Raw genomic sequence first — 11,621 nt, 5'->3', positions numbered from 1 at the left:
ACCCTCCCCCCCCCCCCCTCGCCCGTCCCAACCCCCCACTGTAATATGTCCCCGGCACCCTCGGCCCCGCCTTACACCGGCCTGCGGCCTCCCGGGCCAAATGGCGGGCAGAGCCCTCACTAAGCCCCCCGCGGAAGACGAGAAGATCGGACCCACCCGAAGGTGCGGACGTTCATCCTCCCGCCATTAACACACGGTTTTGTTACCAGGTACGCCGGCGGCGCTCCGGCCTGTTGTCGTTGACATTGTCGTTGCGGATGACGACGCAGACCTCGCCGCCGCGGCGGTGGCGACCCCACCAGCCGCCGCCCCAGCCGCCGCCCCAGCCGCCGTGGTGACGGCGGCACTGCCGGCGGTGACGGTCACGGTCGCGACGGTCGATGACGATGTTGCGGCCGAGGTCGTCATCGAGAAGGCCGTCGTCGATGCCCTCGTCGAAGTCGTCGTCGGTGCCGGTGAGGATGGATGAGGTGTTGAGCTTGATGGCGTCGGCGCTGACCGCAGTGGTGGCCGCGCCCGCGCTGACCATGCCGCCGGTCAGCGCCGTGCTGACGGCGAGGCCTGCGATAACACTCTTGAGCTTGGGCATTGCGTTTTCCCCCTAAAGGATCGATTGCCCCGTTCTCGACGTTTCCGGGTACCTGAAAACAGGTCTTGGACGGCTGCTGAAGAGTCATCCATTGAATGTCATTTCCGGGGCGACGGGCGGGCAAACTGGAGAGACCCTATTTTGCTATGCATTAACAATCTTATTGCTCGCATTAAAGATCTATCCAATGAAATGGCATGATATGTCCGATTGTGGCGCAATTGATAGGGCGGCCACGCATGGCAATGCTCGCGCGCCGGCCTGGCCTGTCGTCATCGGCCGTGCCGGTTCTGCGAGTGGTGATTTTCCTGCCTGCGGTGCCGCCCCCGGACCGATGAAAGTCCGCGAACATATCGATGGCCATTACGCCGGACGCTTCGCCTACGCCCGGCGTCATTATTCGGAGGACGCCATTGTGCGCCCTCCGAAAATGTCTCCCGCTTTTTGCGGCACCCGGCGGTGGTGCGTTCGAGGCTGGTCTGTCCCGCCATTAACGGTGCGTTCCTCAACCGTCACGCTAAGTGCTGCTGGTTGTCATGCTTTCCGACCTTGGTGCGCCATAAACGATGAACGATGCCTTTTGCCACACTCTTGGCATGCGATGAGATCGATTAGACATCTAAGCAGCGATATATGGCGATATGTCCGAACGCGGCGATGGTCGCCACCGATCCGCCCGCCGGCCCGGATCCGGGTGTCGCACCGGGCCCCGAGACGCCGCCGCCCTCGCTGGGGATCGCATCAGCGGGGTGTTTGAGGCATGTGTGACGGTGTGTACCTGATGCCGGAAAAGGTGATGTAAGCGGGCTTCTGTACCGAATCCAGACCCCACCCAGACGGGGTGGTTATCGTTGAGAGAACGAGAAGGAACGGCGGGGAGGACGCATGATGGCGAAGCCGGTCCCGGACTGGCCGGGTCGCATGATCGGCTCGGTGCACGTCCGATCGACGAGTGACCACCGGGGACAACGTGAGCAGGCCGTCTTCGTGCACGGCCTGGCCGGGTCGGCCACCAACTGGACCGACCTCATGGACGAGCTCAAGGACACGGTCACCGGCCACGCCCTCGACCTCCCGGGCGCGGGCTTCTCGCCCGCCCCGGCCGACGGCGACTACACCGTCGCCGGCCACGCCAGGGCCGTGGCCGAGCTGATGGAGCACACGGGCCCGGCCCACCTGTTCGGCAACTCGCTCGGGGGAGCGGTCGCCGTCCGGGTGGCCGCCACCCGGCCCGACCTGGTCCGCTCGCTCACCCTCGTCTCCCCGGCCCTGCCCGACCTGCTCCCCAGGTACGGCCCCGTCCGAGTGGCCGCCGCCGCGGTGCCCGTACTGGGCGAATGGGTGGCGAGCAGGCTCCGCCTGGTGCCCGCCGAGCACCGCGTCAACGCCTCCGTGGCCATGGTCTGGGCCAACACCAACTCCGTCCATCCCGTACGCCTGCGCGACGCGATCGACGAGCTCCGCAGGCGCGACGACCTCCCCTACTCCGGCGAGGCCATGATCGGGTCGGCCAGGGGCATCGTGGCCGAATACTTCCGCCGCGGCGAGGACAACCTGTGGCGCCAGGCGGCCAACGTCAAGGCCCCGACCCTGATCGTGCACGGCAGGCATGACCGGCTGGTCCGGCCCGCCATGGCCGCGAAGGCATACCGTACGTTCCCGCAGGTCCGGCTTGTCTTGCTGCCGACGGCGGGCCACGTGGCGATGATGGAGATGCCGCAGGTCGTGGCGGCGGAAGCACGCCGTCTGATCCGTGAGACTCGATTGGGGAATGCCCCACTCGCCAGCTAGGTTTCAAGGTGAGATAGGACCCCCTGGAACGGGAGCGTAGAAAGTGTCGTTGCCACCGCTGGTCGAGCCGGCCGCAGAGCTGACCGTCGACGAAGTGCGCCGCTACTCGCGCCACCTGATCATCCCCGATGTGGGTATGGCGGGGCAGAAGCGGCTGAAGAACGCCAAGGTGCTGTGTGTGGGCGCCGGGGGCCTGGGCTCGCCCGCGCTGATGTACCTCGCGGCGGCGGGCGTCGGCACCCTCGGCATCATCGACTTCGACGTGGTCGATGAGTCCAACCTGCAGCGCCAGATCATCCACGGCCAGTCCGACGTGGGCAGGCTGAAGGCCGAGAGCGCCGCGGCGTCCGTCCGCGAGATCAACCCCCTGGTCGACGTGGTCATCCACAACACGGCGCTGACCACAGAGAACGTCATGGAGATCTTCTCCGGCTACGACCTCATCGTCGACGGCACCGACAACTTCGCCACGCGCTACATGGTGAACGACGCCGCGGTGCTGCTCGGCAAGCCGTACGTCTGGGGCTCGATCTACCGGTTCGACGGCCAGGCCAGCGTGTTCTGGGCCGAGCACGGGCCCTGCTACCGCTGCCTCTACCCGGAGCCCCCGCCTCCCGGCATGGTGCCGTCGTGCGCCGAGGGCGGCGTGCTCGGCGTGCTGTGCGCGTCGATCGGCTCCATCCAGGTCAACGAGGCCATCAAGCTGCTGACGGGCATCGGCGACCCGCTGGTCGGGCGGCTGATGATCTACGACGCCCTGGAGATGAAGTACCGCGACGTCAAGGTCCGCAAGGACCCCGAGTGCGTCCTGTGCGGCAAGAACCCGACGGTCACGCAGCTGCTCGACGACTACGAGGCCTTCTGCGGCGCCATCTCCGACGAGGCCGCCGAGGCCGCCAGCGGCTCCACGATCACCGCGGCGGAGCTCAAGGGCATGCAGGACCGCGGCGAGAGCATCTTCCTCGTCGACGTCCGCGAGCCCAACGAGTACGAGATCGTCTCGATCCCCGGCGCCACGCTGATCCCCAAGGGTGAGTTCCTCAACGGCTCCGCCCTGGAGAAGCTGCCGCAGGACAAGCGCATCGTGCTCCACTGCAAGTCCGGCGCGCGCTCGGCCGAGGCGCTGGCCATCGTCAAGAACGCCGGGTTCTCCGACGCCGTGCACGTCGGCGGCGGCGTCCTGAGCTGGGTCAAGACCGTGGACCCGAGCCTGCCCTCCTACTGATGGTTTCCGGGGTGTTATCCGGAAGGCCCGGTTAAGGTCGGTGGCGTGAACACTGCCCGTCCGTGGCCGACACTCGTGGTGGCCTCCGCGCTGACTCTGGTCTGCGCGGTGGCCGCCGGGGTGTCGGGCAGCGCGGCGGGCACGGAGCTCACCCGGGGCCCCAGCACCGCCGAGCTCCAGGCGGCGGCCAGACGCGAGGTCGCCGAGCGCTGGCGCACCTGGCCCAGCGGACGTATCTTCCCCGCCACATTGCCGTACTCCGCCGAGCAGGGCGGCCGGGAACGTGCCAGCCGGATCGGCATCTCGCCCGGGACCGCCTGCGACCCGGTCGACCCCAAGGCGGTCAAGGCCCTGCGCAAGGCGGGCTGCAGGGGCCTGCTGCGGGCCACCTACATCGACGCGCTGCGCGGCGTGCTCGTCACGATCGGCGTGGTCGCGCTGCGCGACGAGCCGGACGCCGTACGCGCGAAAGCCGCCTTCTCCGACAGCGGCAAACCCGTGCCGGGCCTGTATCCGCTGGCCTTCAGCGGCACGGTCGCCGACCGCTTCACCCCCGGCGTGCGCCAGGCCGGCTCGGTGCGGCAGGCGGGGCCGTACCTGGTGCTGACCACGGCGGGCCAGGTGGACGGCCGGCCCGCGGACGCGGCGGACGAGCAGCGGCCCTCGATCTTCGCCTTCGCGACCGAGATCTCCGATCGGGTGCTGACCGACCTGAGCACGCCGCGGATGCCCGATTGCACGGCCGAGGAGTGGCGGTGCTGAGCCGGGGCAGTACGGGGGTCATGCTCAGGCGGGGAACGGCGGCCGTGGCGGCCGGGATGCTGCTGTACGCCGCCGCGCCGGCGTGGGCGGACGACGTACGCGGCGGGCAGCGGCCGGTCATCAAGACGCTGGCGCTGACCCAGGCCTGGCGCACCAGCAAGGGCGACGGCGTGACGGTGGCGGTGCTCGACTCCGGCGTCGATCCGCACCATCGCGACCTCGTCGGCTCGGTGCGGGTGGGCAAGGACTTCACCGAGGGCGCGAACCCGCCGGGGGTCGCCCCGAGCCGCCTGCACGGCACGTACATGGCCTCTCTGATCGCCGGGCACGGCCACGGCGATGGGGGAAATCTGGGGATCATCGGCGTTGCGCCCGAAGCGGACGTACTGTCAGTAAGGGTCATCCTTGAGGATGAGGAGCCGGGTTTCAGGGAGTTCAACTCGGCGGAGCGCTTCGAGGACGTGGTGGCCCAAGGCATTCGCTACGCGGTGGACGAGGGTGCGGACGTGATCAACATGTCGATCTCCAAAGAGCTGGCGACCAGGGAGGAGCGGGCGGCCATCCGCTACGCCATCTCCAAGGGCGTCGTGCTCGTGGCCGCAGCCGGCAACGACGGCGACCGGAAGATCGACGGCGACTTCGCCCCCTACTCCTATCCGGCCGCGTTCCCCGGGGTGGTCTCGGTGGGGGCGACGGACCGGCTGCTGCGGCGGGCCACGTTCTCCAACTGGAACTCCTCCGTGCTGGTGGCCGCACCGGGCGTGGACATCATGGGCGCGGGCCCGGGCGACGAGTACTGGGTCGGCAGGGGCACCTCGCAGGCGACCGCGCTGGTCTCGGGTATTGCCGCCCTCATCAAAGCCAAATATCCGGGCATGTCGCCGCCGCTCGTGGCCCGCGCTCTGACGGCCAGTGCCACCGACAGACCCCCGGGCGGGTACGACACCGGCACCGGCTTCGGCGTCGTGAACGCGGCCAGAGCCCTGTCCGAGGCCCGAAAGCTGGCCGGCTACACCGAGACCGCCGCGGGCGACCAGGCCCAGGACCCGGCCAAGCCGCTGGCCGGCGGCCGGACGGCTCCCATCCAGGTCATCGTCAGGGACGACAGGCGCGTCACCGTCTACGCGGCCATCGCCGCCGCGGCGGCCGTCGGCGCGTTCGCTTCCCTGGGCGTCATATTCATCCTGGTCAGGCGCGTACGTCGGGTGTACAGCTCACAAGACGCATGATCCGCCTACTAAGGGGGACGAAATAGACACGGGACGCCAACGGCTCCCCAGCCTGCCTCACGCAGCGAGGCAACGGGCAGGGAGGACGGCGAGGATGAGGCGGTGGTGAGGGCTCGTAGGTCGACTTCAGGGCTACCGCGTTCCGAGGGCGGGGCCACGCCGGAACGGAGGAATCCGCTCGGCGCCACCACCGGCCGGCGGTCGCGTGTGCGTACGTGGCCGGCGGCGGGTTCCCGCACGCGTGCGGCCGCCAGGGACCGCGTCGAGAGGGAGGCGCTCCAGCAGGGCGTCCGGTATCGGCGCATCTTCGTGATGCTGCTGAGCGTCATCGTGGTCGTGTCGTCCGTGGTCGTGCTGCTCGGCACGGTCGGCCTGTTCGCCGAGACCCGCTCGCGCCCCCTGACCCCCTCCGAGCAGAACCAGTACAAACAGGAGGAGATCGCCAGGCGCTGGCAGGCGTGGCCGGCGACGGGCGTCTTCCCCGAAGAGGTCAAGTACCTCGGGCTCGACCGGGCCCAGCAGTACGCCAGGCGCGTCGGCATCGCCCCCGAGACCGAGTGCGGCAAGGGCGTGGACGCCTCCGTGGCCGGGGTCCTGGACAACCACGGCTGCGTCACGATGCTGCGGGCCACGTACGTCGACCAGACGGCCTCGTTCGTGATCACGGTCGGGGTGGCCGTGCTGAAGGACGAGGCGTCCAGGGTCTCGGCGAGCGAGGAGCTCACCCAGGACGACCGCGTGGGCGTGCTGCCCGTCGCCTTCCCCGGCACGGTGACCGAACGCTTCGGCCCCGACCAGCGCCAGCGCACCGGCTGGGTGGGCGCCGGGCCGTACATCGTGTTCTCCACGGCCGGCTACGCCGACGGCCGGACCAGGGCCGCGATCCCGCCGGAGGAGATCCTGCACGCCGAGCTGTGGCCGGCCGCGAAGTCCGTCGGCAACCAGATCGCCTACTTCCTCGCGGACCCGCCCAAGGTGCCGCCCTGTACCCAGGGGAACGTGTGCTAGCGACCGTACGCGCGCTCACCGCGGCCCTCCTCGTCCTGGCGGGACCCACCGCCGACCCCGTGCGGGAGCAGCAGCAGTGGGTGCTCGACGCCCTCAACGTCGAACAGGCCTGGACCGTCACCAAGGGCGGGGGCATCACCGTCGCCGTCGTGGACAGCGGCGTGGACGACCAGGTCAAGGAGCTGAAGGGCCGGGTGACCGCGGGCCCCGACATGACCGCGGGCGCGGTGGCCAAGGAGACGGCGCCGGGCCGGCACGGCACCGCCATGGCCGGGCTGATCGCGGCGTCGGGGGAGGACGACGGGCTGGTCGGCGTCGCCCCGGAGTCCCGCATCCTGTCGCTGCCCATGGTCACCGACGACAACCCCGAGCTGGGCGTCCCGCCGCTGGACGACGAGGAGCAGACCTCGGAGAGCCCGCTCGCGCGGGCCCTGCGGTACGCGGCCAACCACGGAGCCAAGGTCATCAGCATGTCCATCGGCTCCTACGGCCCGCTCAAGTCCGAGCGCGAGGCCGTCTCGTACGCGCTCGGCAAGGGCGTCGTCCTGGTCGCCGCCGTGGGCAACGACGGCCTGACCAACTACGCCAGGGAGAACGGGACCTCCTACTGGAGCTTCCCGGCCGGCTACCCGGGGGTCATCGGCGTGGCGGCCACCGACAAGCAGGGCAAACGGGCCACGTTCAGCAGCGACAACCTCTCCGTGCTGGTCGCCGCGCCCGGCGTGGGCGTGCCGGTGGTCAAGCGCAAGAGCGGCTACGAGCTGTCCGAGGGCACCAGCTCGGCCGCCGCGCTCGTGGCGGGCGTGGCCGCGCTCGTCAAGTCGCGCTATCCGGACCTGCCGCCCGAGCAGGTCGCCCAGGCGCTGGCCTCCAGCGCGCGGGGCCGGCCCGCCCCGGGATACGACGACCAGACCGGGTTCGGGGTGGTCGACGCGGCCGCCGCGCTCAACGCCGCCGAGCGGCTGACCGGCGAACAGCGCAGCGTCATGTCAGGTCAGGACCACTTCGGGCAGGGCGAGGACTCACCCGTGCCGACCAGGCCGGGGCCCGATCCGCTGCGGCTGTGGCTGTACGGGGGAGGCGTGCTGGTCGCGCTGGTCATGTTCTGCGGCGCGATCATCGTGCTCAATCAGCGCAAGGAACAGTAAAGATCCGCTATGGTCCCGCGTCATGGGATACGAGCTGCGGGTGGTGCGCGAGTCGCCACTCGCCTTCGCGGAGCTCGCGAGGGCCATCGCACCGGCCGGTTTCGGGCTGCGCGGAGATGATGAGATCGTGGCCGCGCACAGGGGCGGCACGCACGCGGTGGCGCGCTGGCAGGGTCACCTGGTCGGCGAGCCCGGCTCCGACTGGCAGGTCGCGCAACTCGTCCGGCTCTCGGCCGCGCTCGGCGCCCGGCTCGTGGGCGAGGACGGCGAGGTCTACGCGCTGCGCGACGGCGTCATCGAGGTCGTGACGGGCGGCAGCGCGATGGAGATCGGCAAGTTCGAAGAGATCATCGAAGCGGGCCCGGCGGCATGGACCCCCTGAACCCCTTCGCCGAGCGGGTGCTCGACCTCGTCGAGCGCATCCCGCCCGGCAAGGTCATGGCCTACGGCGACATCGCCGAATACCTGGGCGAGGGCGGCCCTCGCCAGGTCGGTAAGGTGATGTCGACGTGGGGCGGCGGCGTGCCGTGGTGGCGCGTCGTCCATGCCGACGGCACCTGCGCGGCCCCTGACCACCTGCGACGCTGCCTGGCCCATTGGCGCGAGGAAGGCACCCCGTTACGGGGCGAACGGGTGAACATGAGAGAAGCTCGCTGGGACGGGCCTTCAGCGGATTTTCAGTAAGGGTCATGACCTGCCGTTTCGCCGAACCGGCGAATTTGTGACATGTGACTCGCATTACCATGGGCAGAACACTGAATGGCGGCCCGAAAGGCGGTGCCACCCCAATGGCAACCGGCGTCACAGCCCAGAGCCAGGGCGGCGATTCGCTCGCCGACCGCCTCAAGGCTGTCCAGGATCTTTGTGATCGTGGAGAGCCCCTCGAAGCGGTCATGCGAGCCGTCGGCCCCGGCGGTCGCGACGCGGCGTACGACACCGAGGTGCTGAGCGGCCCACTCGGGTCCCGCATGGACCTCGCGGTCAAGCGCGGCGCGGCACGGCGGCGCGAGATGCTCGATCTCGTCCGGCCCTACCTCGCGGCCGTGGACGCGCGCGTCAAGCACGACCTGCCGATCGCGCGGCGTGTCATATGTCACCTGATCGAGCACCGGCCCGACGCGGAACTCGTCGAGGGCGAGACGCTCACCAAGGTCGTGACGGCCGCCGCCGAACCGTCCAAGCGCATCCGCAAGGGCCTGCGCTGGTACGCGGACCTGCCCTTCCGCGACGAGCTCTCACCCGACCTCTACCGGCTGCGCCGCGCCGACATGGTGCCGGTGACCCACATCGACGACATCGTCTGGGTCGACGGCAAGCTGCGCGTCACCGGGTTCGCGTACCTGGCGGGGCTCTCCGTCCGCAGCCGCAGGTTCAACTGGGCGACCGTGGTGCTGCGCGGGCCGCGCTGGCTGCCGCCCATCCGCATGCGCACGCGGCGCGTGCTCGCGCCCGAGGCCACCCATGGCGCGCGCGAGCCCGGCTGCAACTACGACTGGTCCGGGTTCAGCGCCGAGCTGAGCCCGTGGCCGCTGCGCTGGCGCGGCGCCGTACGCGATGTGGTGTCCGCCGTGCGGCGGCGGATGCGGCACCGCCCGTCCGTGCCCGACACGACCACCTGGCGGGCCGAGATCGTGTTCTGGAGCCGGGGCGCGCGGGCCACGGGCCTGCTGCGCGGCTCCTCGGTCGGCCGGCCCGAGCGTCCCACCGGGCTCAAGCTGAAGCCGGGCCTGTGGATCCGGCCGGTGTGGACGTCCGACCGGGCGCTGCAGATCGTGCTCCAGCCCAACCGGGCCGAGCTGAAGGGCGTGTCCGTCGAGGGCGAGCGCCTGGAGCTGAAGATCTCCCTGCCCGGCCGCACGGTGACCAAGGGCCACGCCCGCCTGGGCGGCCACCGCATCGCCGCCGACTTCACCCCGGCCGGCGACGGCACGGAGGTCACGGTGGGGCTGGCCGTGCCCACCCTGCTGCAGGAGAAGGACGGGCGGCGGCTCTGGGTCGAGCCCAAGGGCGACCCGGCGGCCTCCGTCATGCTCGCCGACCTCGTGGAGACCCGCACGCCGGTGGGCGACCGCGAGATCACCGTGCTCGGCGACCGCCGTGACCGCGTGGTCGTCTCCGCCCACCGCATCCGGCCGGTGATCACCTCGGCCGTCTGGGAGGGCTCCGCGCTCCTGCTGCGCGGCCACTATCCCGACGCCCCGGGCTCCCGCACGCTGACGCTGCGGCACCGCTCCGGGCTGTCCTATCTGCTTCCTATGGAGCGCTCCGGCGAGGAGTTCTCCGTACGCGTCGAGCCCTCGGCCATGGACCGCTTCGGCGAGCCCGTGCCGCTCGCCTCCGGCACCTGGAACATGTCGATCCGCCATCCGTCGGGCGAGATCGTGCCGTTGCGCATGGACCACGCGGCCCTGCCGGGGCTCGACGAGGAGCCGCGCACGCTCGACGGGCACACGTACCGGATGATCTCCACCCGGTTCGACGTGCCGGTCGTGACGGTCGAGGAGGCCAGGCCCGCCGACGAGCGGGGCGTGGCCGGCACCCACGTGCTGCGCCGCGTGTTCTACCCGGCCCAGCGCACCGAGCCGCTGAACGACGCGACCGTCTACGTCGTCAACGACGGCCGCCTCTACGCCGACAGCGTCCGCGCCATCTACGAGGAGCGGCTGCGGCGGGGCGACGACCGCGAGCACATCTGGGTCGTCAAGGACGGCGCCTTCGTGCCGCCCGGCGGCGCGACCGTCATCCGCGCGGGCAGCCGCGAGCACCACGCCGCGCTGGCCAGGTCCCGCCACATCGTGACCAACTCGTTCCTGCCGGTCTGGTTCAGGGCCCGCGAGGACCAGGTCGTGCTGCAGACCTGGCACGGCACCCCGGCCAAGCACATCGGCAACGACCAGCCCCACATGGCGCGCGACCCGAGGCCGCCGATCTGGCACCGCCAGGCGGCGGAGGTGCGCGGCTGGGACCTGCTGCTGTCGCAGTCGCCGTGGGCCACGCCGGTGCTGCGCAAGGCGTTCGGCTACAAGGGCGAGATCCTGGAGAGCGGGCTGCCGCGCAACGACGTCCTCAACTCGCCCGACCGCGAGGCGCTGGCCGCCGCCGTGCGCGAGCGGCTGGGGCTCGTGGAGGGCAAGCGGGTGATCCTGTACGCGCCCACGTGGCGGGATTACGACCGCAAGAACGCCATGGTCAAGCTCGACCTCGCCAAGACGCGCGAGGCCCTCGGGGCCGATCACGAGATCCTGGTGCGGGCTCATCCGATGCAGGCGGTCCCGGCCGTCCCGGACATCGCCCACGACGTCACCACTTATCCCGATATTGCCGACTTGCTGTTGGTGGCGGATGTGCTGGTGACGGACTACTCGTCGGTCATGTTCGACTTCGTGTGCACCGGCCGGCCGATCGTGTTCTACGGCTACGACCTGGCCAAATACTCGACCAAGCGGGGGCTCTACCTTGACCTGGCCGAGCAGGCGCCGGGGCCGGTGCTGTCGACGTCGGCCGACGTGATCGAGGCGCTGCGCGACATCGACTCCGTGTCGGCGGCCCACGCCGACCGCTACGAAGCCTTCCGCGCCACCTTCGCCCCCCGCGACGACGGCAAGGCCACGGCGCGCGTGGTCGATCACCTCTTCTCGTAGCCGCCGCCCCCTGGGCGGGCCGCCTCCCCGCCCGTCCTTTACGGTTGCGCACGGTGGGCCGCGCGCCCGTCAAGGCCTTCATCCTTTACGGCTGCGCACGGTGGGCCGCGCGCCCGTCAAGGCCTTCATCCTTTACGGCTGCGCACGGTGGGCCGCACGCGCCGACGTCAGTGGCCGTCTGTCATGGCCGGTCGTGAAGGCTCACGGGCTGCTCGCCGTGACGACGCG

10 protein-coding genes are annotated in these 11,621 nt (G+C 70.5%); 9 read left to right on the top strand and 1 reads right to left on the bottom strand.

What is annotated here, in order from left to right:
* Positions 1-202: 202 nt before the first annotated feature.
* Positions 203-589 carry a hypothetical protein gene (locus tag ACWDX9_RS52070; RefSeq protein ID WP_355197141.1) on the bottom strand — a complete coding sequence of 129 codons (387 nt, stop codon included), beginning with the start codon at positions 587-589 and terminating at the stop codon, positions 203-205.
* Positions 590-1,474: 885 nt separating this feature from the next.
* On the opposite strand from ACWDX9_RS52070, the gene ACWDX9_RS52065 reads away from it, so the two are divergent.
* From ACWDX9_RS52065 to ACWDX9_RS52025, 9 genes are all read left to right on the top strand, one after another.
* A complete protein-coding gene (locus ACWDX9_RS52065) occupies positions 1,475-2,380 on the top strand; it encodes an alpha/beta fold hydrolase (RefSeq protein ID WP_449969246.1) in 906 nt (301 codons plus the stop codon).
* Positions 2,381-2,423: 43 nt separating this feature from the next.
* On the top strand, positions 2,424-3,605 hold the full coding sequence (moeZ, locus tag ACWDX9_RS52060; RefSeq protein WP_350725428.1) for an adenylyltransferase/sulfurtransferase MoeZ: 1,182 nt from the start codon (positions 2,424-2,426) through the stop codon (positions 3,603-3,605).
* Positions 3,606-3,650: 45 nt separating this feature from the next.
* Positions 3,651-4,367, top strand: coding sequence for a hypothetical protein (locus ACWDX9_RS52055; RefSeq protein WP_449969243.1), 717 nt, complete (start codon positions 3,651-3,653; stop codon positions 4,365-4,367).
* 20 nt (positions 4,368-4,387) lie between these two features.
* Positions 4,388-5,596 carry a S8 family serine peptidase gene (locus tag ACWDX9_RS52050; protein ID WP_449969241.1) on the top strand — a complete coding sequence of 403 codons (1,209 nt, stop codon included), beginning with the start codon at positions 4,388-4,390 and terminating at the stop codon, positions 5,594-5,596.
* Between the two features lie 207 nt (positions 5,597-5,803).
* Complete coding sequence (locus tag ACWDX9_RS52045) at positions 5,804-6,604, top strand: hypothetical protein (RefSeq protein WP_364241930.1); 801 nt, start codon at positions 5,804-5,806, stop codon at positions 6,602-6,604.
* Positions 6,598-7,752 carry a S8 family serine peptidase gene (locus ACWDX9_RS52040; protein WP_449969238.1) on the top strand — a complete coding sequence of 385 codons (1,155 nt, stop codon included), beginning with the start codon at positions 6,598-6,600 and terminating at the stop codon, positions 7,750-7,752. The genes ACWDX9_RS52045 and ACWDX9_RS52040 overlap by 7 nt, the downstream gene beginning before the upstream one ends.
* A gap of 22 nt (positions 7,753-7,774) precedes the next feature.
* On the top strand, positions 7,775-8,134 hold the full coding sequence (locus ACWDX9_RS52035) for a hypothetical protein (RefSeq protein WP_350725418.1): 360 nt from the start codon (positions 7,775-7,777) through the stop codon (positions 8,132-8,134).
* On the top strand, positions 8,122-8,436 hold the full coding sequence (locus tag ACWDX9_RS52030) for an MGMT family protein (protein ID WP_364241921.1): 315 nt from the start codon (positions 8,122-8,124) through the stop codon (positions 8,434-8,436). The genes ACWDX9_RS52035 and ACWDX9_RS52030 overlap by 13 nt, the downstream gene beginning before the upstream one ends.
* A 209-nt stretch (positions 8,437-8,645) precedes the next feature.
* Positions 8,646-11,393, top strand: a complete 2,748-nt coding sequence (locus tag ACWDX9_RS52025; protein ID WP_449969236.1) for a CDP-glycerol glycerophosphotransferase family protein — start codon at positions 8,646-8,648, stop codon at positions 11,391-11,393.
* The last annotated feature ends 228 nt before the right edge of the window (positions 11,394-11,621 follow it).

The organism is Nonomuraea sp. NPDC003201, assembly GCF_053590415.1.
The sequence above is the reverse complement of the archived record's forward strand: the minus strand, read 5'-3'. Positions and strand labels throughout refer to the sequence as shown.

Excerpts from the sequence above, each read along its gene's own strand:
- ACWDX9_RS52070 (WP_355197141.1), bottom strand. The coding sequence starts at position 589 with ATGCCCAAGCTCAAGAGTGTTATCGCAGGCCTCGCCGTCAGCACGGCG.
- ACWDX9_RS52025 (WP_449969236.1), top strand. The coding sequence starts at position 8,646 with ATGCGAGCCGTCGGCCCCGGCGGTCGCGACGCGGCGTACGACACCGAG.
- ACWDX9_RS52030 (WP_364241921.1), top strand. The coding sequence starts at position 8,122 with ATGGACCCCCTGAACCCCTTCGCCGAGCGGGTGCTCGACCTCGTCGAG.
- ACWDX9_RS52050 (WP_449969241.1), top strand. The coding sequence starts at position 4,388 with ATGCTCAGGCGGGGAACGGCGGCCGTGGCGGCCGGGATGCTGCTGTAC.
- ACWDX9_RS52035 (WP_350725418.1), top strand. The coding sequence starts at position 7,775 with ATGGGATACGAGCTGCGGGTGGTGCGCGAGTCGCCACTCGCCTTCGCG.
- ACWDX9_RS52065 (WP_449969246.1), top strand. The coding sequence starts at position 1,475 with ATGATGGCGAAGCCGGTCCCGGACTGGCCGGGTCGCATGATCGGCTCG.